Here is a 26,482-nt window from a genome sequence, read left to right on the forward strand (position 1 = left end):
TTGAACAGGAACGCACCGTTCGCAGCAGCAACTCCCGTCGGCCTGAGCCCCGATCAGCGACCTCCCACATTGACGGCATGTCATTTCATTCGGGTGTAAGGGTGGTATCCACCCGTACTCTTCCGCCATCGTCTTCCTGGATGTACGTACCCACCCATAGTTACTGTTCTGATCCATTCACGCTCCCTCCCCTCCGTTCGCTTGTGCTGATTGTAATATAACACTAACCACTCCGTCAACCCTGTTATATTACATACCACCAAACCGGCCCGCGGCGGCTCCGCAGCGAGCCAAAAGCCAGTTCGCTCGATCACGTTGAAACAGGTCACCCATTTGGCTCGCAACACAAAAAAGCCGCCCATCTCTGGACGACTTCTCTTCCCCACAATCTTGCGCTCAGGCGCTTTCGATCCTCCCTGGACACCGGCCGTCCGCGACTGGGCCCCCTCGTGATTGCCCTGACCGGACGCAGACCGGCTGGCCACGTATTTGAATACGTTTTCACCGAGGTGAAACTGACCCACTTGCACCGAGTCTCGCGATGCGATCAGCCAGCTGCCCCCACGTCATCACGCGTGACCAATTCCAGCGGCTTTCTCGTCGCGGAAATCGTAAAGGGCAACAGGATAATCGTCGCAACGCCGGTGACAGCCATGTAGACAAATGCCGAGGTGAACCCCTGTGCACCACCCCATGCGTAGATCGACGTTGCCAAAATTGGCCCCACAGCGCCGCCTAGGTGACCCACGCCGTCCGTCAGGCTTACGCCGGTTGCTCGAGCGCGCGTTGGGAAGCTTTCGGCGGTTAAGGCATACATCAAAGGCAAGAAAAAGCCCAAGGAGCCAGACAGAACAAACACAGAAGTGTAAATCAGTGCCGGCGAAACAAAGAAGGCAATCGCAAGGAATCCAATGGTCCATACAACCATACCCACAAGAATGGTGTACTTGCGTTCAAAGCGGTCGCCAAGCCACGTGGACAGGATGGAGCCTACAGGATAGCCAATGGAAGCTGCCAACATAAAACCAATGCTGCTTGTCAGTGTATACCCTTTATCAACAAAGAACGTTGGCGCCATACCCAACCAAGTATAGCAGCCCAGATACCACACAAACCACATCAGCAGCAGCAGGATGACTCGGCCGACATACGGTGACCGTAAAAGTTCGGCAGTTGGAAATCCCTTGCCTTCCACCTCGCTTGCGGTGGTCAAAAGTGGAGGCAGGTTTCCATTCAGTTTTTGCGAAGCCTTTGCTTCTGCTTGGTCAATCACCCGTTTGGCTTCATCGTAACGGTTTTTCGTCAGCAGCCACCGCGGAGACTCCGGAATGCTGCGGAAGAAGAACAGCGTGATCACGCCAAGTGCACCGAGCAGAAACATCCCGCGCCAACCCCAGTGAAAGTGAGGGACCAAAATCATTGCGACGATGGGCACCAGTCCTTGTCCGACCATCGAGAAAATGTTCGCCAAAGCAGTATATCGTCCGCGAAGTGAAGCCGGTGCCAACTCACCGATATACGCGGAAATTGCGGCAATTTCAGCACCGATCCCCATACCTGTAATAAACCGCCACACGATCATCCACCAAAGACTGAAACTAAAAGTGGTCGCAATGCAGCCAACCGTGAATAAGAGTGTTGCCGAGAAAATCGCCTGCTTACGACCGATGACATCGGCCAGGTTACTGTTCAACCAAGCGCCCACAATGTAGCCTAATAGGCTTGCAGTAATGGGAATCGATGCCTGACTCGCGGTAAGATGCAGTAACTTACTAAACACGGGAAGTCCAAATGAAACATTGGTGATATCAAAGAATGCGATTAAGTAACCAACACCAACAATCCACAACACCGTCGTGGCATACGGCCACACTGGCAATCGGTCCAGCCTCGCAAGTAACGCCGCTTCGTGTTCCGCCCTGCTGTTCAGCAAATCAATTACCTCCATTCCAACGTGACGAATGTCGATCAAGAATGGCAGCACTCTCTTTGAAAACGATCTTCGATTGTCTTCGTCGCCTATGTTCCACCCCCTTTACGGTCACCCTTTTGACTTCGTCTGTCGCCATTCGTCCTGCTGAGCATAAATGTCATTCCCCAGCACATCAAAAGCTACGAAAGCTGGAAACTCTTCCACCCAAACACGTGCAATCGCTTCCGGTCCCAAGTCTTCGTACGCAATGACCTCACGTCGAACAATCCGACTTCCCAGAAGGGCGCCTACGCCACCGATCGCGACGAAGTAAACGGCACCGTGACGGAGCATGGCATCCTTTACTTGAGGCCCGCGATACCCTTTCCCCATCGTCGCTGCTGCCCCGCGTTCCAACATAAGCGGCGTAAAGGAATCCATCCTCGAACTCGTTGTTGGTCCTGCGGCCCCCACCGCAAACGCCCCGAACCCAGGAGACGGCCCAACGTAATAAATCAACTCTCCGGCCACGTCGATTGGCCACGGTTTGCCTTCAAGCGCCAAATCGTACAACCGTTGATGCGCTTCGTCACGTGCGGTGATGAACGTGCCCGACAAAAGGACGCGGTCACCCGCACGCAACTGGGCGAACGCCTGTTTTTTCGCCGGTAAAGTCAGTTTCCAATGATTCAAGCCACTCCACCTCACAACACCGCTGTTTGAACTCTCGCAGAATGACACTGCAGATTCACCGCTACCGGCAGAGAAGCCATGTGCAGCGGATGTGTCTCGACGTGCACAGCGATGGCGGTGGTCGTGCCCCCCAGCCCCATCGGGCCAATGCCAAGTTTGTTGATATCGGTCAGAAGTTCCGCCTCGAACTTGGCGATCTCTGCGTCAGGGTTGGGTTCCCCGACTGCCCGAAGAAGCGCATGCTTTGCGAGTTGAGCGACAGAATCAAAGGTTCCGCCAATGCCAACGCCAACAATCAGCGGCGGACAAGCGTTGGGACCCGCCTGTTCGACAACATCGAGAACAAACGTACGTATGCCCTCGACGCCCGCGGCAGGCACAAGCATCTTTAATTGGCTCATGTTATCTGCACCTCCCCCCTTTGGCATCACTCGAATTCGAAGGTCATCCCCCATCGTTAACTTCGTGTGGATCACGCCCGGTGCATTAAACCCTGTGTTTTTGCCATGAAACGGACTATCCAGGATTGAGCCTCGGAGATGTGCTGATTGATAGCCTTTTTGAATCCCAGCGTTTACGGCTTCTTCAAACGACCCACCGACGATATGCACGTCTTGCCCAATCTCCGCAAAAACAATGGTCACACCGCCATCCTGACACAAGCTCACCCCTGTGTCGGACGCGCGTTGTGCATTTTCCAGGATCTGATCGAGCACCTCCCGTCCAACAGGGGACAGTTCTTCTTTTCCGGCTTGCCGAATCCGCGCGACTACATCTGGCGGGAGTCGTAAATTGGCTTGCTTACACAGGTCCGCCACAGTATTTTCAATCTCTTCCACCGAAATCGTTTTCACACCGTTCCCTCCTCACTTACCTGCCGAGCACCCGCTTCGCGAGTTCATACACCGGTAAATCGACCATTTTGCCATTGACCTGAATACTCCCCTGCCCGCTCGCCATGGCCTCTTCATAGGCCCTGACAATTTCCTGTGCCTGGTTGAATTCAACTTCCCCTGTCGAGAAGACCTTGTTCAAGATAGACACTTGGTCAGGATGGATGGCGAATTTTCCAGCAAAACCCGCGCCTTTTGCTTGGCTGGCCGACTGCAGCAGCCCCTCCGAGTCGTGAAAATCAGGGTATACACTGTCAACGGGCGCTCCAATCCCCGCACTGCGCGACGCAATGACCATGGTGCATCGTATATAGTCCAGTAATTGAGGCGGCAATGATTGGACGCCAAGGTCAAGTGCAAAGTCAATGGCACCGAACGCCAGGCAGCAAATACGCGCACTTGCGCTCGATATGTCCTGTACGTTCCGTAGTCCACTGGCCGTTTCAATGATCGGCAGGACCTTCAAGTGACCCGGTTGTAAACGCAGTTTCTGTTCAAGTCGATCAAGCAGGTATAAAAAACCCTGCAGCGCACCGGCACTTTCTACCTTAGGCAGAACAAATCCTGTTAATGATGCCCCGCTAAGTTCCATCACTTCGTCCAGAATGGTTGCACTGTCGATAGGATTTGTTCGAACATAAACAGTTTGGGGCCAGGTGTCACGCAGGGCTTCAGCGACAATTCTTCGCGCTGTCTCCTTTGCAGCAGGCGCGACGGCGTCCTCGAGGTCGAAGATAAGAACATCTGCCGGAATCATTCTGGCTTTCTGAATCATTGTTTGATTCGCCCCTGGGACGAACAGCCACGACCGCAACCGGCCCATTGATACCCTTCCCTCGCAATAAATTTCATAGAGAACACTGCCACTGACTGCAATCCGACCGCTTGCTTGCCAAATCGCACATACGATCCGATTGCGTGAAGACAAGGATACTGTATCCAATAATACATCTGATTATACGGAATTATGAACCAACGCTCAATAGTGATCACGATTCACAATCGGGCGACCAGACGATGTTTCTATCCCTTCGAATGAACCCCCCCGGTGCTTCGCGGCAATCTCATTTCGAATCTTTTCAGTATGCTCACCAACACGAGGTACCGGGCCCATGCAGACCGCACTTCCTCGAATGGTTCCAGGCGGCAGCAACGCCCTGACCACGCCTTCCGGCGTCGTTACCTCACGCCAGCGGCCCCGTGCCTTCAACTGCGGATGTTCGAAGAAATCGACCATGTTGTTCAAACGGGCGTTTGCAATGTTCGCTTCGTCCAACCGCTGTTCGACCTCTGCCGCACTGATCTGCGAAAAAACCTGGAGTATCTCACGGGTCAGTTCCTCAGAATGCTTGTAGCGATTCGCATTTCCTTGATACTGTTCGTCCTTGGCCAACTCTGGACGTTGTAACACAATCGTGCAGAACTGCTCCCATTCGCGATCATTTTGGATTCCAAAGAATACGGACTTCCCATCCCCTGCCGCAAACGCGCCGTATGGAAAAATCGTTGCATGGGACGATCCCGTTCTCGCCGGTGGTGTTCCCCCGTATGCGGCGAAGTACATTGGGTAGCCCATCCACTCGCCGAGTGCCTCCAGCATGGACACCTCAATATGTGTGCCCTGTCCCGTTTTGCCGCGAAGAATCAACGCCGTTAAAATACTGGAAAAGGCATACATCCCTGACGCAATATCCGCAATCGATATGCCAACCTTCGATGGTGTATCGGGTGTTCCCGTGATGGAGACTACGCCCGTCTCACACTGTATCAGCAGATCATAGGCCTTCTTATTAGAATATGGGCCGTTCTTCCCGTAACCTGAGATTTCACAGACAATCAATTTTGGAAATAAAGCGTGCAGCTCCTCAAAGCCAAACCCGAGGCGCTCCACAGCACCAGGTGCCAGGTTGTGGATAAATACATCGGCGGAAGCGAGCAGGGACTTTAAGACTTGCTTTCCGTCGTCTGATTTTACATCCAACGCCATGGATTCTTTTGTGCGGTTCAACCAGACAAAGTGGCTCGACTGCCCATGCACTGTTCGGTCGTACTGCCGGGCAAAGTCTCCAGGACCAGGACGTTCTACTTTAATGACACGCGCACCGAGATCAGCTAATTGTCTCGATGCGAACGGAGCGGCGACAGCCTGCTCTAGTGCCACAACCGTGATGTCAGACAGCGGCAATACCCCTTCTACCACTCGTTCCATACCTATCCCCTCCGAATGTCGTGCTCTGCGAAGCGCTTCCATACCGTCTGTTCCATTAGCTGCCTAAAGTCGAGTTGACAGGGACTGCGCAAAGGGAACGAGTGCCTTCAACTTTTCATCGTCGATGCCGGTTGCAATCCCCATGCTGGACAACATATAAGCGAGCCGTTCCGTCGCAACATTGCCCGTAGCGCCTGGTGAATAAGGGCAGCCTCCAAGTCCACCGACCGATGCATCGAATTTACGGACACCGGCTTGCATGGCAGCGATGACATTGGCAAGCGCGACATGATAGGTGTCGTGAAAATGGCCAACAAACGTCGTGGTTGGATACAAGTCTCTGAGACGCGAGAATCGCTCATAAACCATCCGCGGATTGGCCCGGCCGTTCGTATCGCCAATGTCGATCTCATCCGCACCAAGTTCTACAAAACGCTTGCAGACGTGGTTCACTTCTTCAAATGTGACCTCACCTTGGAACGGGCAGGAAAATGCCATTGAGATATAGGCACGAACGAACATATTGTGTCTCCTGGCCTTCTCGAACACCGCCGCACACGCTGCGAGCGATTCATCCGTGGTTCGGTTGATGTTTCTCTGATTAAATTGCGTACTGGCGCCAATAAACACTGCGACCTGAGGCACGCCCATTGCGATGGCTCGGTCGATCGCCCGCTCGTTCGGCGTCAGTGCAATCTGTGTGAAACCCAGTTCGTTGCAGTAGGCCGCAATTTCCTCGGCGTCCGCCATTTGTGGCACCCACTTCGGATGAACAAAAGCGGTTGATTCAATCCGTGAGAACCCCACTTCAGCGAGGTGTCGAATCAATCTCTTTTTTTGTTCTACCGAAATGGGTTCCGGTTCATTTTGCAGACCATCCCTGGGTCCTACCTCAATCAGCTCCACTTCGTTCGGAAACTCCATCTACCTTCCACCTCCCACGTCCGCTTTCGTTTCCGGATTACTTAAGCACTGCGCCACATCGGGACCGCATAGCGACCGACCATTAATACGAACGCGGCAAGCCCAACACGTGCTCACCGATGAATGACAAGATCAAGTTGGTTGAAATCGGGGCGACCTGATACAACCGTGTTTCGCGGAATTTACGCTCTACATCGTATTCCTCCGCGAAACCAAAGCCACCATGTGTTTGCAAACACGCATTCGCTGCCTCCCATGACGCATCTGCAGCTAACAGTTTCGCCATATTGGCTTCCGCCCCACACTTCTCACCGGCATCGAACAGTTCTGCTGCGCGCAAGCGCATGAGATCCGCGGCCTGAATGTTGACATAGGCTCTGGATATCGGGAATTGAACGCCCTGGTTTTGTCCGATCGGACGGTTAAATACGACACGACTGTTTGCATAACGGGTAGCACGCTCCACGAACCACTTCCCGTCGCCTATACACTCGGACGCAATCAAAATCCGCTCCGCGTTCATGCCGTCCAGAATGTATTTGAAGCCCTTTCCTTCTTCTCCAATCAAATTCTCCGCCGGCACCTCGAGATCTTCAAAGAACAGCTCGGTGGTCGCGTGATTCATCATCGTACGAATGGGTCGAATCGTGAGTCCATTTCCTACTGCTTCTCTAAGATTTACAAGAAGAACAGAGAGACCCTCAGAACGTTTTTTCACTTCAGACAACGGGGTTGTTCGCACAAGCAGAATCATCAGGTCTGAGTGTTCGGTCCGTGAAATAAATACTTTTTGACCATTCACAATGTATTTGTCGCCTTTCTTCACGGCGGTCGTCTTCAACTGAGTCGTATCCGAGCCTGTGGTCGGTTCGGTAACGCCAAAGGCTTGGAGACGGAGGGTTCCATCTGCGATCTTCGGAAGATATTTCTCCTTCTGTTCTGGTGAGCCATGACGGAGTAAAGTTCCCATGGTGTACATTTGTGCATGGCATGCACCTGCGTTGGCGCCAGAACGATTGATTTCCTCAAGAATAATGGATGCTTCGGTAATCCCAAACCCAGCCCCGCCATACGCTTCAGGAATCAGGACAGATAAATACCCACTCTGCGTGAGTTCGTTTACGAATTCCTCCGGATAGGAATTGGTTTCGTCGAGTTTTCGCCAGTATTCATCCGGGTACTTCCGGCAAATTTGTTGTACACTGCGGCGTAGTTCCTGATGTAATTCCGTGTCGCTCACTCGTTTTTCCTCCTCATCAACAAACCATTTATTTACCCTGAAATTGAGGTTTGCGTTTTTCGTTGAAGGCACGTATGCCCTCGTGTCGGTCCTCCGTGTCAATCACTTTGTTGTACCAGGCCAGTTCACGCTCACGTCCGATGTCATCCGGATATCCAATGAGCTCGTCAATCGCAGATTTACAGTAGCGAACGGACAACGGTGCATTTTCCGCAATGGGTGCAGCAATTTCAAGGAAGGCAGCATCCAATTGCTCGGATGGGACGATGCGATTCACCAGACCCATCTCCGCGACTTCGTGGGCTCCGAATTTTTGACCCGTGAAAATCATTTCCTTCGCGCGGTGCACACCAATACGCCTGCTTAACAAGCGAGTGCCGCCGCCGCCGGGCATAATACCTCGTGTCACCTCAGGGAGCCCAAAGACTGCCTTGTCTGATACCACCCACATATCGCAGTTCAGCGCGAGTTCCATCCCTCCCGCCAGACAGAAGCCGTCAATGATGGCTACTGTAGGCATCGGAAGGTCGGCAATCGCATAAAACATCTTTTCGAACAAGCGATGCTGGTCTCGCCAAGCCTGTTCGGTCATCCCGTTACGTTCCTTTAAATCGGCTCCAGTACAGAATGACCGAGGGCTGCTGGAGCGCAGACCTACGACCCGCACGTCCCCTCGGGCGGTAATGTCTGCACAAATCTCAATGAGTTCCGCCGCCATCTGCGTATTGAACGCGTTTAAAACCTCTTCCCGCTGCATCACGATTTCAGCAATGAACGGATTGTCTTCACGACGGCTCCACGTGACGTGTGGCATTCTAGCTCCCCCTTTGTTCGTCCATACCGCGTTCGTCAGTCAGTTCACTCAGCAAAAAAATTTGATACATTTGATAAGGTCTCGAGTGTCATCGAACGTTGGACGAATGCCTTCGTCGTCGGTTCATCAAGATAGCCCTGCACGAGGGAAGTGAACTTGCCAATTAATTCGTCAGCGCTGACCGGATTTTCATAGTCACCCTTCGGATAATCGGTTGTCGCTTCAAACCGTTTCCCATTCGCAGCGACAATCGTCACTCGCGCCCCCCACTTCTCGGGGTAGTTGGCTTGACAGGCTGGATCCTCAAACGCATGCACGCGGTCCAGGACACTGCGAACAACCGGATCGTTCAAATTCTCTTCAGTAAACTCAGCTAACCCGGCCCGGCGCTTGACTGCGGCAAGCGCCGCACAGTACTGAATACTGAACTTCCCATCATAGACCGACTTCGGGTTCAAGTTGTCCGTGATGTCCAATGCGACCCGATAGGTACCAATCTCAATTCGCTCAATCTCTTCCGGGCGCAGGTCATGCTCTGTTGTCAATTGAATCACGAGATCGATTGCGTGATGTGTGTGACGACATGAAGAGTGGATTTTATAGCAGTTCTCAAGCAGTGCGTAACGAGTCCCCAATTGGTCCAACACTTTGGCGGCATCATACGAATTCGCCATGGCGTTCATAAAACCCCGTTTGCCTTCGATAATCTTGGGTGCTCCTGTAAACCCCTCCTTGGCTAACAAGGCCGCCAAAACGCCGTTGAATCCAGCCTTACCGGAGTGGAGATGCTTGCTCATTGCGCCAGTTTCAATGAACTCCCACAAGGCAGCCGCTTGCGTTCCAGCCGTGCCAAGCGCATGCATGGTTTGTTCGAGGGACAGTTTCAAGAGTTTGGCGGCGGCAGCGGCCGCCCCAAATGTCCCCGCCGTACCCGTGGTATGAAAGTATTGATAATGTGAAGGTGTAACCGCTTCCCCAATCCGTATACAAACATCATAGCCAGCGACGATGGCTTCGATGAGCTCCTCCCCGGAAGCCCCCAGCCATTCGGCTAAGGCAAGCGCGGCAGGAATGACCACGGTCCCCGCGTGAATGATTGACGCCTTATGTACATCGTCCAGCTCAATGATGTGGGAACTGGTCCCGTTTGCAAGTGTAGCCCACAACGCCGTTGAACGTGGTCGATGCGCCCCCAAAACGGTTAGAGGCACATCTGAGCGGCGCCATCCAATGACAGTGGCCTGTGGTGCTCCACCTTGCGCGGCCAACACCCGATGCGTCATTTGTGCCGGGGGCATTTGTGAACCAACAATCGCGTTCCCCAACCAGTCCAGGAAGGCGACCTTCGTTGCTTGCTCGACGCTCTTCGGTAAAGCGACATACTGAACTTGCTGAATATACTCCGCCAAGCGCTCGGACATGGAGTCATACATCTTATGCCACCCACCTTTCGGATACTGTATCCAAACAAATTATAAACGAATGCGTTAGACTTACGCTCTGTTCGTCTGTATTGCGGTTTTCCGAACATTGCGGTAGGATGAATGCGAACAAACGTTCGAGGTGAGACGCTGTGAACATTCATCATATCCGTGAAGCCCATTTCCGGAACGGAGTCGTTTGTCCTCGCTGCGGCAGTAAATCGACGAAGCGTGACGGTAAGATGATCGGGACAGGCCGGCAACGTTATTTCTGCAAGGCATGTGGTCGAACCTTCAGTGACTTGACGGGAACCCCACTGTCATATACCAAGAAATCGGCAGAAATGTGGGATGAAATGGCTCGGTGCATGCGAGAAGGCAAGTCGTTACGAGCCACGGCCGAAGAACTCAACATCGCCGTCTCGACCGCTTTTGCATGGCGTCATAAAATCCTGGCCTCGTTGCGGGAACACACCGACGAGGACTCCGAACTGGATGGCATCGTCGAGGCCGACGAGACATTCTTTCGCCGTTCGTACAAAGGCAGTCACTTCAAGGACAAATTGAATCCTGATGCCCGCAAGAGGGATTTTGAACAACGATTCGGACGTAAACCTCGCAAGCACGGTAAAGGCGCATATAACCAGGGCGTCCATAAACGTGGACGGAGCAAGGATCAAGTGCCGGTGCTTGTACTTCGGGACCGTACGGCTCGTACCGTTTCGCTCGTTCTGGAGCGAGTGGATGCACAGACCTTACGTCAGGAAATGATACCGGTCTTGGGTACTGATGTAGTGCTCTGCACCGACGCTTTGCCCGCCTTCAAGAAAGTTTGCAAGGACGCCGCCATCGAACATGTTGCTCTGAATGCGAAAGCCGGTGTGCGAAGCAGAGGTGTGTACCACATCCAGAACGTCAACGCCTATCACGGTCGCCTCAAGGACTGGATGGTACGGTTCAAGGGCGTGGCGACAAAGTACCTCGCCAACTACATGACCTGGTTTGAGTACCTGGACACGACCCGAGCGATCACATCCGGCGTTTGGGAAAGGAGATTCCTAGCGATGGCCTGCATAGATACGAAGAAAATCCACCGCAAGATGGTCTATACAAGTGAATGTGCGATTTGCCACCAACCGATTCGCACAACAGACGAAGCGGCAACTCTCATCTGTGTCTCATATGAGACAGGCGAACGGAAACCGGATCGACTCTGCCATACGGCGTGTTACGACGCCTTGATCGCCGAAACCCATCCTTCACAAGCAATCAGTTGATTGCTATGGAATAGCAACAGTTGTTAAGAACAAAGCGTAGACTTATCAATAAAACAGGAATCCTACCTTGTTTCGAAAAAGTATTATGATCCTGAATGGTTTACAAAGTACCCCAGCTGCTCCAACCGATCCAATAGCAAATCGCGTGAACGTTCAATATGACGACGGCTGATTGTTTCGACTGACGCAAATTCCCTCGCTTGAATCGCCTCTAAAATTTGTCGATGCTCTGCTTGTGATTGTTCCGCTTGCCCCTGAATGAACGTTGGAGTATAGGGCGGTAAGCCGTCCCACAAAGTCTCAACGAAGTGGATCAGACGTCTCCATTGACATTTAGAACGCAGCAACTTATGGAAAGAACCATTTAGTTGAGAAAACAAGTAGGTGTCATTTTCCGCAACACATTTCTCCATTTGGTCACAAAGAGACTTCAGACCACCCAAATCTTCTATATTTAGGTTCTCCGCCGATAAACGATTCGCCATGGGTTCCAGTTGCATCCGAAGGGTATAAACCTCTTGAAACGATTCCCTCGAAACCGGCGCCACCACCGCACCCTTACGAGGTTCAATGACGACTAACCCTTCATACGCAAGTCGCTTAAAAGCATCGCGAATCGGCATCCGACTCACGCCCATACGACTTGCCAGTTCTTCTTGTACCAAGCGGTCGCCCGGCTTGAAGGTTTGATTGACAATTAGCTTTCGAAGCATGTTCGTGACCTTATCGGACAAAGGTTCGTCTTCCACTTTCCAATCGTCGCTCAAATGCTCAATTCTCCTTAGAGATAGTATTGTGTTGAATTTCATTTTACAAGAAAGGTCAAGACTCCTGCACGGTATCGTGACCTCGCCATAGTATGAGAGGGTAAACAACCAGCGTCCAATATGCTGTTCGTCCCATCAATGACGATGCGGTACGCGCCGTCCCATGCCGCAGTCTGGTTTGCCGATTGCACGAAATCGTCGCACACAAACTGAAAGAGGCGGCTGCCCTTTCAGAACAGCCACCTCAAAAACCGCGTCGCCACGGCTTTTCTTATGGAGCCACCTGTCGGATTCGAACCGACGACCTGCTCATTACGAGTGAGCCGCTCTACCCCTGAGCCAAGGTGGCATGTTCGCCAGTAAAACGCACTTGAAATTCAAAACCAGCACGACCTAGTTTACTGGCCGAACGCGAAAAAGTCAAGCACTGCCGCGGCTTTTGCCCCCGTTCCAAATGGAGGCAGGTGCGTGCTTGACCCAATCTTCACCGCAACCTGCGCTCACCGGCCTGGCGGCTCATCCAGCGTTTCGTAGAATCGCTCGCCGGTGGTTGGATTGTACCACACCCGTTGCCGGATGCCGGTCGTGGGGTCCACGTTGATCTCGGCCGTACGCTCGAATCCCGGCGGAATCTGCGGCGCCTTGTCCACACGCCGATATCGCTGCCAGCGAGTGAAGGCGAATGCCAGGACGGCGACGATCACGACCGCGATCACATACACTATCAACGCATGGATGACCATCACGCCCCGGACACGCGCCTGAGGCGAACGGCTGTCCCGTAGGCCACAATCTCGGACATGGTCTGGCCAATTTCACTGGAGTCGAAGCGCATCATCACGACGGCATCCGCCCCCATTTGATGTGCGTTTTTCACCAATCTGTCCACCGCGTCCTTGCGCGCGTCTTCCAGCATCTCCGTGTACTCGTGAATTTCACCGCCGACGAGACTGCGCAACCCCGCCGCCAAGTTTCCGCCAATGCCTCGGCTGCGCACAATGACCCCAAACGCGTGCCCGAGCACCTCTTCCACTTCATACCCTGGCACGCTCTCCGTCGTGACGACCAACATGCGTCCACGCTCCTCCCCAATCCTTGTGACAGATTCATCATACCAGTTCCATCGTCGTCTGTGTTTCATTCCTGGAAAGTCGTGCTGCAGAGCTTCGTTCGCCGCCTGGGAGGGCGCGCGGCTGCTTGGCCCGCTGACCGGGATGGCCCGGCTGCCTGGATAGCCGTCGGCCCCGTCGGAAACACTTTGTTCGGGGAGATGATGTATGTGTCCAATCTGGTCATCAGCGTAACCAACTTCATTCTCAAGTGGGTCGCGGCCACGTTGGCGCTGTGGATCGCAGAGCGCGTCGATCCCGACTTGTACCTGACCTTCTGGCAGGTGTTTTCGACGGCCATGGCAATTGGCATTGTGGGCACCATCACCGACCTGACGGTGCTGCCGCGGATGGGAAATGGGCGCGCTGTGGCGCTCGATTTCATCATCAATGTTATCCTCATTTGGCTTGTCCCGAACCTGTTTCACGGCGCGCCCATCTCGATGGCAGCCTCGCTGGTTTGTTCCGCGGCGCTTAGCCTGATTGAATACTCCACCCACATCTTCATGCTCAAGTCAGAACGGTTGATCGACCGGGCGCGCTGAACGCAGCCCGCAAGGCACAGCAACTCGACGCGGTACGAAAATGGACGTATGACTAGTACACTCATTTACTGGACGTTCATACATATGGTGTATCTTCCGAGAAGGGGCGATACATCATGGCAGAGCAAAAATGGCATTACCAGTCTCATGACCACGGCGGGCATGAACACGAGTCACACGACTATGGCGAGTCCTTCCACGAATCACACGAAGACAAACACTACCATGAATCCTTCGACATGGACTCCGACCCTGGAGAGAGTGCCACGTTTCCAAAGCAACAGACCACGACCTTTCACGCGTTCACCTTTCAGGGACAGCAGCCGTACATGATGCACGAGATGCCGAAAAAGCCGCACAAGCATAAACATAAGCACAAGAAACACAAAATGTACGACCCAGGCTACGCGATGCCGGCACACGCGCCGAAGCAAGGATGCCCGCCTGTGATGTGCGACCCACATTACGTCGTCCGGGACTGCTATGTGCCGCGCGAGGTGCAGTACATTCACCCGATTGTGCAAATCAACCGCCACGTCATCGTGAATGTACCGAAACATGTCTATCAGCCGATTACCAAGAACGTGGTTGTCGATCCCGGCTGCCCGTGCCCGCCTTATCACCCGCACGGACATCGTTGAGGCGCATCGCAGCTCAGCGCAATCACGAAGCATCGCAAGCCTTCCAGCATTTCACTAGTGTCTTCGACGGAGGAGAAGCGTAATATTTCTTATCAGGATATGGGAAGGCTGTTCCAGAAGTGACAGTATCGCCTGTGAGCGCAGGTTTCAACTGTCGCTTCTCCTCCTACATACCTTGCGTACGCGCGGACCGCCTGCGCATGCGGATTTGCTCAGGCGGATTCACCGCTCATGGCGAAACATACTTGATGAACAGATGCGCAAAAAAAGAGAAAACCCGTTCCTGTCGGCGATGACACCGACGGGAAACAGGCCTTTGCAAGGTGGGTGCAGCGGGTTGCGACTGTCTCAGAACCATGCCAATCGAACCCCGCGTCGTTGACATATCTGTCTTGCTTTGTAGTGGTAGCGGCGGAGGGATTTGAACCCCCGACACCACGGGTATGAACCGTGTGCTCTGACCAACTGAGCTACGCCGCCAAATGGCGGAGAGAGAGGGATTCGAACCCTCGAGACGGGTTTAAACCGCCTACACGATTTCCAATCGTGCTCCTTCGACCAACTCGGACATCTCTCCAGACGTGTCGAGCGACATTTGATATCTTAGCACGACAGGCCCAGTGCAATCAAGAGGAATGTTGCCCCAAATTGCTCTATCTTGAAGAAGTTCACCCAGCGAACAGGGTGGCGACGTCCAACACCCCATCGAAAATGTGGTCTGCGCCGCGCGACACAAAGGCTTCACGCGCACCTTGGCCTTCGAGGCCGGTTAACACGGCCGCAAAGTCAAAACCGGCGGCGCGAGCAGCCAGTAAATCGGCGATGGAGTCGCCCACCACCAGCACCTGTTTGCCTGCTTGCGCTGGCAGCGGCAGCGGCTGGCCGAGCACGCCTTCGACGTCCGTCGTACGCAGATAACTCCGGAGGTAGGAAAACGGGTTCGGCTTGGACAGCGGCGCAGCCGATGGAACGGCTCGTTCGGCGTGCAGGACGTCGCTGGCCGTCGTGATCCGCTGGGCGTCAAACGCGGACAGCCAGCCGAGCGCCTGCAGCGGAACGGTTGTCTCCAAGGCGGGCCGTCCGGTGGCAATCCCCAGCTGTATCCCGCGGCGCTTCAGCTCGTCGAGCATGCGAGAGAAGGCCGGTGGGTCGACCAGCGGGATCTCATCGGTCAAAAACCCACGCTTGCCCGGCTGATGCGGGGATGCGACGTGCGCGTCGCCGACGTACCACTCCTGGAAAGTCTCCTGACACACGGTCCACAGCACGCGTCCGGCCGAAAACGGCGTGACATCCGCACCGTCCAGGGCCGCTTGCAGCGCGGCGTTCATCCGCTGGAACAGGTCGGCCTTGTCACGGCACCCGGCGGTTTCCGGCACGAAGCTTGCGAAGTCGATCCACCCGCCCGCATCCTGTGCAGGCACGCCGTTCACCGCCTCGCCCACGCGCCGAAGCGCCTCTCGGCTCCAGCCGTCGCGTGCAGCGGAGCGCACCATGGCTGCCGCTTCCTGCGTGCCGACCGCCTGCGCCAGGCCCCGAACGACCCTGGCTAGCTGCATGGCGGTCTGCAGGTACACCATGTCCCAGTTGGCGTTGACGCCGCAGCGCTTGATGGCGTGGAGCACGTGGTCGTCGTCGAACACAGCTCGCCGCACCAAATGTACCGCCTGCTCCGGCAAATCCACGGAGAAGGCCGGCAGCGCGCCGTGACGCCCCGCTGCGGCGCTCGGTTGTAACCCGAGGTACTGCGGACTGAACAAGAGCTCGTATACAGTCAGCGCGGAGGCATCAAAGTAGCGTTCCTCGCTCAGCATGACGCCATCCACGTCGAACAAAACCGTCTGATACAATGCCATATCCTCCTCCACACGCCGCTGGACGCCGCTGCACGTCACCCGTGTACCCGGCGGAAACTATCCATGTACTCGGCCAGGCGTTCGCACGCTTCAACCGATACGGCGTTGTAAATCGACGCGCGGCAGCCGCCGACAGAACGGTGACCACCGAGACCAATCATCCCGTTCTCCTCCGCCCCTGCGAGGAAGGCCTGCTCCAATTCGCGCGTCGGCAGGTTGAACGTGACATTCGTGTACGAGCGGCTGTCCGGTGCCGCGTAACCGCGGTAAAAGCCATCACTGTTGTCGATCGCGTCATAAATCAGCTTCCCCTTCTGCCGACCGCGCGCTTCCGCTTGCGCGACGCCGCCGTGGTCACGCAGCCACTCGAGCACGAGCCCCATCAGGTAGATGGCGAACACCGGCGGCGTGTTGTAAAGGGAGTCATGCTTTGCATGCAAATCGTAGCGCAGGATGACCGGGATGTTCTTCTCTTCCGCAATGGCCTTGGCACGTGCCACCAGGGATGACTTGATGATCACCACCGTGACCCCAGCGGGACCCAGATTCTTCTGAGCACCTGCGTAAATCAATGAAAACTGGCGGACGGGAATGCGGTGTGACAGGATGTCGCTGGACATATCCGCCACGAGCGGAACCTCTCCCGTGTCCGGGAAGGCATGCCACTGGGTGCCATAGATGGTGTTGTTGGACGTCAGGTGCAGATACGCGTCGCCGGGCGCGGGCACAACCTGCTCGACCCCGGGGATGGTCCGAAATTCGCTTTCGGCACCGTCAAACACGGTTCGAACCCGGCCCACACGCGCCGCTTCCTCGCGGGCCTTCTTCGACCAACTCCCTGTGAGCGCGTAAGCCCCCGTGTGCTCGTTGTCCAGCAAATTCATCGCAACCATCGCAAACTGCAGGCTGGCACCGCCCTGCAGGAACAAAATCTCATAGTCATCCGGCACCTCGAGCAGCTCTTTCAAGAGCGCCTTGGTCTGCTGATGCACGGCCTCGTACGCCTTGCTGCGGTGACTGATTTCCACGATGGAAGCCCCGGTCTCGGCGAAGTTCAACAGCTCTGCCTGGGCCTTTTCCAGCGCCTCCACTGGCAATGCCGCTGGGCCGCCGTTAAAGTTATCTACGCGATCACGATGATTCATCGTCCGTTCCCCTCTCGTCAACGTCTTGCCTGCATGGTCACGCCGCCGCCTGTGCCAATGTCCGCCTTTACAGATCGATCGCGCGCGCGAGCACGATGCCATCCATTTTCGAAATCTCCGTCAGGACAGCCTCTGGGATGGCCTTATCGACCGACAGCACCATCACGGCTTCGCCGCCCGTTTCGCGCCGTCCCACCTGCATCGCTGCGATGTTGACGCCAGCGTCGCCGAGGAGGCTCCCGATCTTCCCAATCATGCCAGGTTTGTCGACGTGCCGGGTCATCAGCATGTTCCCCTGCGGGGCTGCGTCCACGGTATACCCGTCGATCTCGACGATCCGCGGCCCAAACCCGTTATACAGCGTCCCTGCGACGCGGTGTTCGCCCTGGTCCGACTTGACCGTCAATGTCAGCAGGTTGGTGAACACCTTGCCGCGCGGCTGCTTCACTTCGCGCACGGTAATTCCGGTTTGCTCCGCCAGGAACGGTGCATTGACGTAGTTCGCGTCGTCGCCGTACTTCACACTGAACCAGCCTTTCAACACGGTTCGAGTGACATACGAAATGTCGTGTTCGGCGATGGGGCCGGCAAACCCGATTTCCACTTCAGACACCGCACCCCCCACCCACTGACCAGCGAGCAGTCCCAGTTGTTCGCCCAACGCCAGGTAGGGTTGCAGAATGGCCTTTTGTTCTCCGGAGAGGGAGGGCAGGTTGACCGCGTTCTTAAAGGGAAGGCCCTGGAGGAGGTAACCGACCTGCTCTGCCACGTCGATCGCGACGTTTTCCTGCGCCTCTACCGTGGAAGCGCCAAGGTGCGGCGTCAGCACGACGTTCTTCAGGGCAATCAGTGGATGGTCGGCCGGGATAGGCTCCTGTTCAAACACGTCAATCGCCGCGCCCGCCACCTTGCCTGCCTGAAGCGCCTCTGCCAAGGCCTCTTCGTCGATGATGCCGCCGCGTGCGCAGTTGATGATGCGTACGCCGTCTTTCATGCGCGCGAACGCTTGTGCGTTCAACAAGTGGCGGGTTTCTTTGGTCAACGGGGTGTGAACGGTGATAAAATCAGCCGCTTCAATGGCTTCGTCAAACGTGGCGTGGATGATGCCCAGTTCTTTGGCGCGCGCTTCGGTCAGGTACGGATCATATCCCATCACAGTCATGCCAAACACCTTGGCGCGCTTTGCAACTTCCGTGCCAATGCGTCCCGTGCCGAGCACAGCGAGTGTTTTTCCGCGAAGTTCCACACCGACGAACGATTTCCGGTCCCACCGGCCCTCTCGAATGGAGCGGTCTGCTTGCGGGATGTGGCGAGACAGAGTGATGAGCATCGCGAACGTGTGCTCCGCGGCGGAAATGGTGTTGCCATCCGGCGCATTAATCACGACAATGCCGCGCCGTGTCGCTGCGGGGACATCAATATTGTCAACGCCGACACCGGCGCGGCCGATGACTTTCAAGTGTTTTGCAGCCTCGAGGACAGCCGCCGTCACCTTGGTCTGAGAACGAACCAGCAGCGCTTCCGTGTCCGCAATTTCCTCCATCAGTTCGGCTTCCGACATGCCTGTGCGAACCCTCACCTGCGAATCTGGTAGGTTCTGAAGTTTCTCAATTCCGAATTGAGAAATGTCGTCGGCAACCAAAATTTTCATCTTGGGCTCCACTCCCTGTCTGTTTTCCTGTCCCGACTTTTGTGTCCGTTTTCGGACAACTCGCTAGATACAGCAACGCCTGAACACTCCATCATTTGAGTGCCCAGGCGGTCGGCGAGTCCCTAGCTGTCGCACTCCCTTGTGGTTCCCCACTTCCGCCAGTCATGCGACAGACCCAGATGAAGTTTGAAAATGATTTCTGAAATCAGGCGCCGCACCCCGCGGCGTCTGTGGCGCGCGGGACACGGGCTACGTTGTTGACAATATACCTTCGTCCGACGGAATTCGTCAAGTTGTCGAAAGCGCTTCCTCAAAAGGAATTTTGCAAAGGATGTACAGCATTCGCAAATTCGCCACAAAAGTTTGGATAGAATTCGACGAAATTGGGAAGCTACACCTGCAAGGAACTTTGTGCACCGTCCTGTGGGTTGCGGCGGTGCACGCATGGGAGGGTGTACATGAAAAAGACATCATTTTTGGCAGCTGCGGCTATTGCGTTAACCCTGGCCGCGGCGGGCTGTGGGAATGCCAATAACACCGTCGGCAATGCAGCGAACGCGACAGGAAACGCGGCCGGCGCAGTCGTGAACGGGACTGGGAATGCGGCGGGCTTTGTGGGCAATGCAGCCGGGAACGTCGTCGGCGGCGCCGGCCGTGCCGTGGGAGGCGTTGGCAACGCGGTTGGGCAAGCAGGCCGGGCGACATTGCACGGGGCCGGGCGCGTCGCGCAAGGCACCACCAACACCATCGGGAACGTCGCCACGGGCCGCCGCTAGGACGAACCTTTGCACCTCACTGTGATGCCGAGGGCTGGGCGCCGACAATGCGCCAGGGATGCGTGTACACGTTGAACGACTTGCCGCGGACGAACCCCACGGCCGTAATCCCGAGCTCATCCGCCATTTCGATGGCGAGCGCTGTCGGCGCCGACTTGGCTAACACAATCCCCACACCAATTTTGGATACTTTCAATAGCACTTCAGAAGAGAGTCGACCGCTGAACGTAATGAGTTTACCATGCAGGTCGACGCGGGTCCGCAGCGCGTGACCGAACAACTTGTCGAGGGCGTTGTGCCTGCCGATGTCGGTCCGGCCGAGCAAAACCTGACGTGTGTCGCACAGCGCCGCCATGTGTACGCCCCCCGTCTGGCGAAACAGGTCAGCTGAAGCCTCCATTTGATTCATCAACCGAAACACGTCGTCCGGGTGAATCTGAACATCGTCGTCCACGTACTTTGCCGTATGCGCGTCGTTCGTGAAATAGAACGTCTGCCGGCTCTTGCCGCAGCAGGACGCAATGTAGCGTTTGTTGTAATAATCCTGATTAAAATTGACGGCGTGCTTTGTTTTGACGCGGGCTGTTCCGCGCAGGCGGCTGAGGGTCAGGCTTTCGACTTGGTCGATGGAGCGTATGACCCCTTCCGACGCCAGAAAGCCGATGACCAGGTCTTCCATATATTCCGGCGTACAGACCACGGTCGCCAGTTCGCGGTCGTTGACGTAAATGGTCAAGGCGTACTCGGACGCGACCTCGTCGTCCAGCTGTTCCGTTCCGGACGGTGCTGCCCCGTTCGTAAATCGAACAATGGGCCGGTGCATCGTGAGCGGCAGTCCGTCCGCTCCGAGCTGCCCGGCGGCCTCGATTCGGTTGTCGTGAGAAGTTTGCTGTTCGCTCATCTGAGTCCCCTCCGAGCAAAAACACCTCCGCCCGAAGACGAAGGTGTTTTTGTACCGATTTGCATTCGCCAACTCCGACGAATGCGTTCGGCATTCGTCCAGGTCACGCTTGTCAGGTTGCCTGCGAAAGGGCCATCCTGCGATGACCCTTTACAGACACCACTTGCACCACAGACGCGCTTATGCGGGTCTATCAATGGTTCAAGGGTTGTGGAACAACCGCTTATAGACGCTCTACGTTGGCTGCTTGCAGACCGCGCTGGCCCTCTTCAACATCAAATTCGACCTGGTCGCCCTCATTCAAGGTGCGGAACCCCTGCGAATTGATGGCGGAGAAGTGGACAAAAACGTCGTTGCCACCATCTTCCGGCGTGATGAAACCATAGCCTTTTTCCGAACTGAACCACTTAACGGTACCTCTCACTTACAGTCCTCCAGTGCGCATCTCTGTGCGCGGTAAAATTACTGCTTCGAACATAGTATAGGCCTTTCCGGCCAAGAAAGATACACGTTCGGAAAAATTGCCACATTTTCTTTTCGCATGACCGCCAGCCAGAACGTGCTATTCGAGAAATGCCGCGTGTAATTCACGGACCGCTGGCTCCACGTGCTGGGCCGGAATGATGCAGGAAACCTTGATTTCAGAGGTGCTCACCATCGCGATGGGGATGTCGGCCGCCGCCAGCGCGCCAAACATCTGCGCGGCCACGCCAGGATTGCTGATCATGCCCGCCCCGACGATGGAGACCTTGCCAAGGCCTGTTTCGCAGGCGACATCGCGGAATCCCAAATCCGCCTGCAGGCTCTTCACGATGCGGACGGCGCGCTCCGAGTCTTCCTCCTTCACCGTGAAAGACACGTCGACGACATCCTGTTCGACCACGCTTTGCACAATCACGTCGACGTTCACCCCGTCCTCCGCCAACCGGCCAAAGACGGTCGCCAGGCCATGCCGGCCGACGGGCACGCCAATCAGCGCCACGCGTGCGACTTCACGCTCAAACGCGACCCCGGTCACCGCATCGCGCAGTTCGAATCCAGCCCCTGTATTCATGACCATCGTTCCTTCCTCATCCTCAAAACTTGACCGCACCACCAGTTTCACGTCGAACTGCTTCGCGTTTTCCACAGCGCGTGGATGCAGCACCTGTGCGCCGAGCGTCGCCAGTTCCAGCATCTCGTCATAGTCGATCACGTCGAGCTTCCGCGCGGCTGACACGAGCCGCGGGTCGGTCGTGTAGACGCCTTTGACATCCGTGTAAATCTCGCACAGGTCAGCGCCAAGCGCCGCTGCGACGGCGACCGCAGTCGTGTCTGAACCCCCGCGGCCTAAGGTGGTCACGTGGTCACCGCTGATGCCCTGAAACCCGGTGATGACCGGGATCACCTGCCCGTGCAGGGCGCTTTGCAGGGCCTCCGTATCAATGTGAACGAGCCGCGCATTGCCGTGGACCGGTTCCGTCACAATGCCCGCCTGCCAGCCTGTGAACGAGCGCGCGCGAAGCCCCCGCTTCTGCAGTGCCATCGACAGTAAAGCCGCTGAAACTTGTTCACCCGTGGATAACAACGCATCCATCTCACGGGCATCCGGCTCGCGCGTAATCGCGCGCGCCAGCGATACCAATTCATCCGTCGAGTGTCCCATGGCAGAGACCACAACGGCGCACGCATGGCCGGCCGCCACGGTGCGCTGGATTCGGTCAGCGACCGCTTCAATCCGTTCCACGGACCCAACGGACGTTCCCCCGTACTTTTGGACGATCAACAACTTCTCCACTCCCAGCGTGTGTGGGTTTCTCTCTTTCCCATCGTACAGAAAGCAGCCTACAGACTCAACCGCGCCTTGGCGAGGTTCAACTGCAGGGTCACGGCTTCCGGAGCGGTTCCGCCCCGCGAGGCGCGGGCCGCGACGACGGCGCCGGGCGCGATGCGTTCGTAAATGTCGGGCGCAAACGCCGCGGACGCGTCCTGATAGGTTTGGAACGGCAAGCCCGCCAGGTTCGTGCCAGCCTCAATCGCCTGCAGCACCAACTTCCCGACAATCTCATGCGCGGCGCGGAACGGGACGCCTTTCCCGGCCAGGTAATCGGCGACGTCGGTGGCGTTGGAAAAATCGTGATCGAACGCGTGCTGTAGGCGCTCCCGCCGGAACTGCAGCGTCTCCACCATGCCAGCGAACAGCTCCAGCGCAGGGACAATCGTATCCAGCGTGTCAAAGACGCCTTCCTTGTCTTCCTGCAGGTCTTTGTTATACGCCAGCGGCAGACCCTTCAGAACGGTCAGGAGGCCCATCAAATGGCCGAACACGCGCCCGGTCTTGCCACGCACCAACTCTGGTACATCCGGGTTCTTTTTCTGCGGCATCATGCTCGACCCCGTGCAGTATGCGTCCGCAATCTCGACAAAGCCAAACTCCTCGCTGCTCCACAAAATCAGCTCTTCCGAAAACCGCGACAAATGCGTCATGAGCAGGCTCGAGGCGCTGAGAAACTCGATCAGATAGTCGCGGTCAGAAACTGCATCGAGCGAGTTTTCATACAGCGCGGAGAAGCCGAGTTCCTCCATCACCGCTTCGCGGTTGATGGGAAAGGTGGTCCCCGCCAATGCGCCGGCGCCGAGCGGCATCATATCCGTTCGCTTGGCCGTGTCGCTGAAGCGGCCATAGTCCCGTTCGAGCATCCAGAAGTAGGCGAGCAGGTGATGCGCGAGCAGCACGGGCTGCGCCCGCTGCAGGTGCGTATACCCGGGAATCAATACGTCCAGGTTCGCTTCAGCCGCCTGCACGAGCGCCCGTTGCAGCTTGCGAATGCCCTCCTGCACCGTCGCCGTAGCCTCCCGCACAAACAGGTGCATGTCGAGCGCGACCTGGTCGTTTCGGCTTCGGCCGGTATGTAACTTGCCTGCCACGGCCCCGATTCGTTCGGACAGCAGGCGTTCAATGTTCATGTGAATGTCTTCATCTTCCACGCGAAACGAAAGCTGCCCCGCCTCGAGGTCGACGAGCAGGCCTTCGAGTCCGCTCACAATCGCCTGTGCGTCGGCTTCCGGGATGATGCCGGCCCGCCCCAGCATCCGCGCATGCGCAATGCTGCCGCGAATGTCGACGGTCGCCAGCCGCTCATCAAACCCAATCGAGGCCGTATAGGCCTCGACCAGGTCGTTCGTCTGTTCTGTAAAACGTCCACCCCAGAGTTTTCCTGCGTGCTGTTCGGTCATACCGCGTGCTCCTTGACCTGCTCCAACGCCGCGTTCACGCCGGAAGCCGTCGGTGCCGGTTCCAGCACGGAGGCCTGGATGCCCTTGAGTACCGCCGAAGCATCGACCGTACCATCGAGCTTGCCATGTAAATCCGCGTACACCGTCGTCGGCATCCCCCACAGCTGGATGAACCCGACCGCCGCGTTGTGGTCGAACGCGTCACCCTTGTTATATGTGGCAAGGTCGTGCCGGTACAGGGAGTACGGGGACTTCCGCCCGACGACCTGGAAGGCACCCTTGTATAGTTTCACCCGCACGTCGCCGGTGACGTTCTTTTGCGTCTCTGCGACAAATGCATCCAGCGCCGTCTTCAGCGGCGAGAACCACAGGCCGTTGTAAATGAGCTTGCTGTATTCGAGTTCGATCCCGGCCTTGAACTGCGCCACTTCCCGCGTCAGCGTGAGCGTCTCCAGTTCCTTGTGGGCGTTCACCAGCACAACTCCCGCCGGCGATTCGTATACTTCGCGCGACTTGATGCCGACGAGGCGGTTTTCGACGTGGTCGATCCGGCCTACACCGTGCGCCCCCGCGACTTGATTGAGCTTGAGGATGAGTTCCGCCAGCGGCAGAACTTCACCGTTGAGGGCCACTGGGACCCCTTCGTCAAACGTGATCACGATAAATTCCGGGTCATCAGGCGCATCCTCAGCGCTCTTCGTCCACTCGAATGCCCCTTCCGGCGCTTCCGCCCACGGGTCCTCCAAGACACCGCACTCAATCGCACGTCCCCACAGGTTTGCGTCAATGCTGTAGGGGCTGTCGAGCGTGACCGGAATCGGCACCCCGTGCTCCTTCGCGTACGCAATCTCCTCGTCGCGTGTCCAGCCCCACTCGCGCACGGGCGCGATCACCTTGAGGCTGGGGTTCAGCGCCTTCACGGACACTTCGAAGCGGACCTGGTCGTTGCCCTTGCCGGTGCAGCCGTGCGCCACCGCGGTCGCGCCTTCCGCCGCTGCCACTTCCACCAGCAGCTGCGAAATCAGCGGCCGGGAAAGTGCCGAAGCGAGCGGATACTTACCCTCGTACAGCGCGTTGGCGGCGAGCGCCGGCCTCACGAACTCATCCGCGTAGCGATTGACCGCGTCCAGCCGATAGGACTTCACCGCACCCACCTGCAGGGCTTTCTTTTGGACGAAGTCGAGGTCTTTCCCTTCCCCGACGTCCACACACATGGCCACGACGTCGTACCCGTATTTTTCAGTCAGCCAGGTGATCGCGACCGACGTATCCAATCCGCCCGAGTATGCGAGCACGAGTTTTTCCTTTGCCATCTCAGTTCCCCTCCCCGAATGCACCAGCATCCGCAAGTAGTGCAGCCAGCACCGCTTTTTGCGCGTGCAGGCGGTTCTCTGCTTCGTCAAACACCACAGAATGTTCGCCGTCGATGACCTCAGCGGTGACTTCCTCGCCGCGGTGGGCAGGCAGGCAATGCAGGAACAGGTAGTCCGGCTTGGCGTGCCCTGCGAGTTCGGCGTTCACCTGGTAGTCAGCGAAAATCGTCTTGCGTACTTCGGCTTCGTCCTCGTCGCCCATGCTGGCCCACACGTCGGTGACAATGACGTCGGCGCCTTCGACGGCACGAACGGGATCGGGCGTGACCAACACCTGCGAACGGTTCGCGACCGCCGACCGTTTCGCCTCCTCGACAATCGCGGACGGCGGCAGAAATCCAGGCGGGCTCGACACCCGAATATTCATCCCCAGTTTCGATGCGGCCTGCAGCCACGAGTTGGCCATGTTGTTGCCGTCCCCGATGTACGCGACGGTAACACCTTTGAGCGTCCCTTTGTGCTCCCAAATCGTCATGGCGTCGGCGAGGACCTGGCAAGGGTGGTGGTCATCCGTCAAGCCGTTGATGACTGGCACGGTCGCATACGCCGCCAATTCCCGCACCATCTCGTGTGAAAACGTACGAATCATAATGCCATCCACATAGCGCGACATCACGCGCGCCGTATCTGGAACCGGTTCACCGCGCCCCATCTGTGTCGCGGAACCGGGCATAAACAATGCGTGCCCGCCCAGCTGCAGCATGCCGACCTCAAAGGACACCCTCGTGCGCGTCGACGCCTTGTCGAACACCAAAGCGACCGTTTTCCCAGGCAGCAGTTCATGACGGAACCCGCTCTTTTGCGCTTCTTTCAACACAAGGCCAAGTTTCAGCAAAGACTCCAGTTCATCCGGTGTATAGTCCGAGAAATCCAGCAAATCCCGGCCTCGAAGCGACTGATGAGCCACCATCAGCGCATTTTGTAATCGGACTGACAAATATCCATCCCCGAGCGGTACAATCGCGGCATCGCCGCGTCCGACATACCCAATCGCCTTCATCACGCTCACGGTTCATTCCCCTTCCGGCTGTCCCAGTTGATGAGGTTGAAGTCGGTGCTCCACACTCAGCGAGAGACTGCATGACACGCACAACGAATCGAACAAGTTCACGTTTGCAA

At 56.4% G+C, this 26,482-nt stretch carries 25 protein-coding genes, 3 tRNA genes and 1 riboswitch; of the genes, 4 read left to right on the forward strand and 24 right to left on the reverse strand.

Annotated features, from left to right (window positions below; translation table 11 throughout):
* Positions 1 to 547: 547 nt before the first annotated feature.
* The 9 genes from JI721_RS01570 to JI721_RS01610 form a co-directional block, all read right to left on the reverse strand.
* Entirely contained in the window at positions 548 to 1,972 is a 1,425-nt protein-coding gene (locus JI721_RS01570) for an MFS transporter (protein WP_274456333.1), read from the reverse strand.
* Positions 1,973 to 2,041: 69 nt separating this feature from the next.
* Positions 2,042 to 2,605 carry a FumA C-terminus/TtdB family hydratase beta subunit gene (locus tag JI721_RS01575; RefSeq protein ID WP_274456334.1) on the reverse strand — a complete coding sequence of 188 codons (564 nt, stop codon included), beginning with the start codon at positions 2,603 to 2,605 and terminating at the stop codon, positions 2,042 to 2,044.
* An 11-nt stretch (positions 2,606 to 2,616) separates the two neighbouring features.
* Complete coding sequence (locus tag JI721_RS01580) at positions 2,617 to 3,459, reverse strand: fumarate hydratase (protein ID WP_274456335.1); 843 nt, start codon at positions 3,457 to 3,459, stop codon at positions 2,617 to 2,619.
* A gap of 16 nt (positions 3,460 to 3,475) precedes the next feature.
* A complete protein-coding gene (locus JI721_RS01585) occupies positions 3,476 to 4,273 on the reverse strand; it encodes an HpcH/HpaI aldolase/citrate lyase family protein (RefSeq protein ID WP_274456336.1) in 798 nt (265 codons plus the stop codon).
* A 204-nt stretch (positions 4,274 to 4,477) separates the two neighbouring features.
* Positions 4,478 to 5,707, reverse strand: coding sequence for a CaiB/BaiF CoA transferase family protein (locus JI721_RS01590; protein ID WP_274456337.1), 1,230 nt, complete (start codon positions 5,705 to 5,707; stop codon positions 4,478 to 4,480).
* A 63-nt stretch (positions 5,708 to 5,770) separates the two neighbouring features.
* Positions 5,771 to 6,631, reverse strand: coding sequence for a hydroxymethylglutaryl-CoA lyase (locus JI721_RS01595; RefSeq protein ID WP_274456338.1), 861 nt, complete (start codon positions 6,629 to 6,631; stop codon positions 5,771 to 5,773).
* 82 nt (positions 6,632 to 6,713) lie between these two features.
* Entirely contained in the window at positions 6,714 to 7,871 is a 1,158-nt protein-coding gene (locus JI721_RS01600; protein ID WP_274456339.1) for an acyl-CoA dehydrogenase family protein, read from the reverse strand.
* 28 nt (positions 7,872 to 7,899) lie between these two features.
* Positions 7,900 to 8,685, reverse strand: coding sequence for an enoyl-CoA hydratase/isomerase family protein (locus JI721_RS01605; protein ID WP_274456340.1), 786 nt, complete (start codon positions 8,683 to 8,685; stop codon positions 7,900 to 7,902).
* A gap of 44 nt (positions 8,686 to 8,729) precedes the next feature.
* Positions 8,730 to 10,118 carry an MmgE/PrpD family protein gene (locus tag JI721_RS01610; RefSeq protein WP_274456341.1) on the reverse strand — a complete coding sequence of 463 codons (1,389 nt, stop codon included), beginning with the start codon at positions 10,116 to 10,118 and terminating at the stop codon, positions 8,730 to 8,732.
* Between the two features lie 140 nt (positions 10,119 to 10,258).
* Here JI721_RS01610 and JI721_RS01615 point away from each other — a divergent pair, with 140 nt between their 5' ends.
* The gene (locus JI721_RS01615; RefSeq protein WP_274454618.1) at positions 10,259 to 11,383 is read left to right on the forward strand and encodes an IS1595 family transposase; all 1,125 of its coding nucleotides are present in this window, start codon (positions 10,259 to 10,261) and stop codon (positions 11,381 to 11,383) included.
* Positions 11,384 to 11,466: 83 nt separating this feature from the next.
* Here JI721_RS01615 and JI721_RS01620 read toward each other — a convergent pair whose 3' ends face one another.
* From JI721_RS01620 to JI721_RS01635, 4 genes are all read right to left on the reverse strand, one after another.
* Positions 11,467 to 12,150, reverse strand: coding sequence for a GntR family transcriptional regulator (locus tag JI721_RS01620; protein WP_274456342.1), 684 nt, complete (start codon positions 12,148 to 12,150; stop codon positions 11,467 to 11,469).
* A gap of 274 nt (positions 12,151 to 12,424) precedes the next feature.
* Positions 12,425 to 12,499, reverse strand: a tRNA-Thr gene (locus JI721_RS01625).
* A gap of 151 nt (positions 12,500 to 12,650) precedes the next feature.
* Positions 12,651 to 12,896 carry a hypothetical protein gene (locus tag JI721_RS01630; protein ID WP_407654057.1) on the reverse strand — a complete coding sequence of 82 codons (246 nt, stop codon included), beginning with the start codon at positions 12,894 to 12,896 and terminating at the stop codon, positions 12,651 to 12,653.
* Positions 12,893 to 13,222 (reverse strand): YbjQ family protein, encoded by a 330-nt coding sequence (locus tag JI721_RS01635; RefSeq protein ID WP_274456343.1) that lies wholly within the window; start codon positions 13,220 to 13,222, stop codon positions 12,893 to 12,895. Before JI721_RS01635 ends, JI721_RS01630 begins: the two co-directional genes overlap by 4 nt.
* A gap of 207 nt (positions 13,223 to 13,429) precedes the next feature.
* Here JI721_RS01635 and JI721_RS01640 point away from each other — a divergent pair, with 207 nt between their 5' ends.
* On the forward strand, positions 13,430 to 13,804 hold the full coding sequence (locus JI721_RS01640) for a DUF2512 family protein (RefSeq protein WP_274456344.1): 375 nt from the start codon (positions 13,430 to 13,432) through the stop codon (positions 13,802 to 13,804).
* 116 nt (positions 13,805 to 13,920) lie between these two features.
* Positions 13,921 to 14,445: a hypothetical protein gene (locus tag JI721_RS01645; protein WP_274456346.1), complete on the forward strand. Its 525-nt coding sequence runs from the start codon at positions 13,921 to 13,923 to the stop codon at positions 14,443 to 14,445.
* A gap of 403 nt (positions 14,446 to 14,848) precedes the next feature.
* Here the strand turns inward: JI721_RS01645 and JI721_RS01650 are convergent.
* From JI721_RS01650 to serA, 5 genes are all read right to left on the reverse strand, one after another.
* Positions 14,849 to 14,925: transfer RNA gene (locus tag JI721_RS01650), tRNA-Met, on the reverse strand.
* 3 nt (positions 14,926 to 14,928) lie between these two features.
* Positions 14,929 to 15,022 (reverse strand) — tRNA-Ser (locus JI721_RS01655).
* A gap of 91 nt (positions 15,023 to 15,113) precedes the next feature.
* Complete coding sequence (locus JI721_RS01660; RefSeq protein ID WP_274456348.1) at positions 15,114 to 16,295, reverse strand: HAD family hydrolase; 1,182 nt, start codon at positions 16,293 to 16,295, stop codon at positions 15,114 to 15,116.
* A gap of 41 nt (positions 16,296 to 16,336) precedes the next feature.
* Positions 16,337 to 17,446, reverse strand: a complete 1,110-nt coding sequence (gene serC / locus JI721_RS01665) for a phosphoserine transaminase (RefSeq protein WP_274456349.1) — start codon at positions 17,444 to 17,446, stop codon at positions 16,337 to 16,339.
* 67 nt (positions 17,447 to 17,513) lie between these two features.
* Complete coding sequence (gene serA / locus JI721_RS01670; RefSeq protein ID WP_274456350.1) at positions 17,514 to 19,097, reverse strand: phosphoglycerate dehydrogenase; 1,584 nt, start codon at positions 19,095 to 19,097, stop codon at positions 17,514 to 17,516.
* A 94-nt stretch (positions 19,098 to 19,191) separates the two neighbouring features.
* A riboswitch (ZMP/ZTP riboswitch) is annotated at positions 19,192 to 19,273 on the reverse strand.
* Between the two features lie 282 nt (positions 19,274 to 19,555).
* On the opposite strand from serA, the gene JI721_RS01675 reads away from it, so the two are divergent.
* A complete protein-coding gene (locus JI721_RS01675) occupies positions 19,556 to 19,873 on the forward strand; it encodes a hypothetical protein (RefSeq protein WP_274456351.1) in 318 nt (105 codons plus the stop codon).
* A gap of 16 nt (positions 19,874 to 19,889) precedes the next feature.
* On the opposite strand, the gene fdhD is transcribed toward JI721_RS01675, so the two are convergent.
* The 6 genes from fdhD to argF form a co-directional block, all read right to left on the reverse strand.
* Entirely contained in the window at positions 19,890 to 20,696 is an 807-nt protein-coding gene (fdhD, locus tag JI721_RS01680) for a formate dehydrogenase accessory sulfurtransferase FdhD (RefSeq protein ID WP_274457608.1), read from the reverse strand.
* Positions 20,697 to 20,997: 301 nt separating this feature from the next.
* On the reverse strand, positions 20,998 to 21,198 hold the full coding sequence (locus JI721_RS01685; RefSeq protein WP_274456352.1) for a cold-shock protein: 201 nt from the start codon (positions 21,196 to 21,198) through the stop codon (positions 20,998 to 21,000).
* 138 nt (positions 21,199 to 21,336) lie between these two features.
* On the reverse strand, positions 21,337 to 22,542 hold the full coding sequence (locus JI721_RS01690) for an aspartate kinase (RefSeq protein WP_274456354.1): 1,206 nt from the start codon (positions 22,540 to 22,542) through the stop codon (positions 21,337 to 21,339).
* A gap of 56 nt (positions 22,543 to 22,598) precedes the next feature.
* The gene (argH, locus tag JI721_RS01695; protein ID WP_274456355.1) at positions 22,599 to 23,990 is read right to left on the reverse strand and encodes an argininosuccinate lyase; all 1,392 of its coding nucleotides are present in this window, start codon (positions 23,988 to 23,990) and stop codon (positions 22,599 to 22,601) included.
* Positions 23,987 to 25,303: an argininosuccinate synthase gene (locus JI721_RS01700; protein ID WP_274456356.1), complete on the reverse strand. Its 1,317-nt coding sequence runs from the start codon at positions 25,301 to 25,303 to the stop codon at positions 23,987 to 23,989. The genes argH and JI721_RS01700 overlap by 4 nt, the downstream gene beginning before the upstream one ends.
* 1 nt (position 25,304) lies before the next feature.
* The gene (gene argF / locus JI721_RS01705; RefSeq protein WP_274457610.1) at positions 25,305 to 26,363 is read right to left on the reverse strand and encodes an ornithine carbamoyltransferase; all 1,059 of its coding nucleotides are present in this window, start codon (positions 26,361 to 26,363) and stop codon (positions 25,305 to 25,307) included.
* Positions 26,364 to 26,482 lie beyond the last annotated feature (119 nt).

Origin of the sequence: Alicyclobacillus cycloheptanicus (genome assembly GCF_028751525.1) — a bacterium.
GTDB classification, from domain to species: domain Bacteria; phylum Bacillota; class Bacilli; order Alicyclobacillales; family Alicyclobacillaceae; genus Alicyclobacillus_L; species Alicyclobacillus_L cycloheptanicus.

Bases quoted from the DNA above. Each gene is read 5' to 3' on its own strand.
- JI721_RS01585 (WP_274456336.1), bottom strand. From the start codon at position 4,273: ATGATTCAGAAAGCCAGAATGATTCCGGCAGATGTTCTTATCTTCGAC.
- JI721_RS01590 (WP_274456337.1), bottom strand. From the start codon at position 5,707: ATGGAACGAGTGGTAGAAGGGGTATTGCCGCTGTCTGACATCACGGTT.
- JI721_RS01595 (WP_274456338.1), bottom strand. From the start codon at position 6,631: ATGGAGTTTCCGAACGAAGTGGAGCTGATTGAGGTAGGACCCAGGGAT.
- JI721_RS01605 (WP_274456340.1), bottom strand. From the start codon at position 8,685: ATGCCACACGTCACGTGGAGCCGTCGTGAAGACAATCCGTTCATTGCT.
- JI721_RS01610 (WP_274456341.1), bottom strand. From the start codon at position 10,118: ATGTATGACTCCATGTCCGAGCGCTTGGCGGAGTATATTCAGCAAGTT.
- JI721_RS01635 (WP_274456343.1), bottom strand. From the start codon at position 13,222: ATGTTGGTCGTCACGACGGAGAGCGTGCCAGGGTATGAAGTGGAAGAG.
- JI721_RS01645 (WP_274456346.1), top strand. From the start codon at position 13,921: ATGGCAGAGCAAAAATGGCATTACCAGTCTCATGACCACGGCGGGCAT.
- serC (WP_274456349.1), bottom strand. From the start codon at position 17,446: ATGAATCATCGTGATCGCGTAGATAACTTTAACGGCGGCCCAGCGGCA.
- serA (WP_274456350.1), bottom strand. From the start codon at position 19,097: ATGAAAATTTTGGTTGCCGACGACATTTCTCAATTCGGAATTGAGAAA.
- JI721_RS01675 (WP_274456351.1), top strand. From the start codon at position 19,556: ATGAAAAAGACATCATTTTTGGCAGCTGCGGCTATTGCGTTAACCCTG.
- fdhD (WP_274457608.1), bottom strand. From the start codon at position 20,696: ATGCACCGGCCCATTGTTCGATTTACGAACGGGGCAGCACCGTCCGGA.
- argH (WP_274456355.1), bottom strand. From the start codon at position 23,990: ATGACCGAACAGCACGCAGGAAAACTCTGGGGTGGACGTTTTACAGAA.
- JI721_RS01700 (WP_274456356.1), bottom strand. From the start codon at position 25,303: ATGGCAAAGGAAAAACTCGTGCTCGCATACTCGGGCGGATTGGATACG.
- argF (WP_274457610.1), bottom strand. From the start codon at position 26,363: ATGAAGGCGATTGGGTATGTCGGACGCGGCGATGCCGCGATTGTACCG.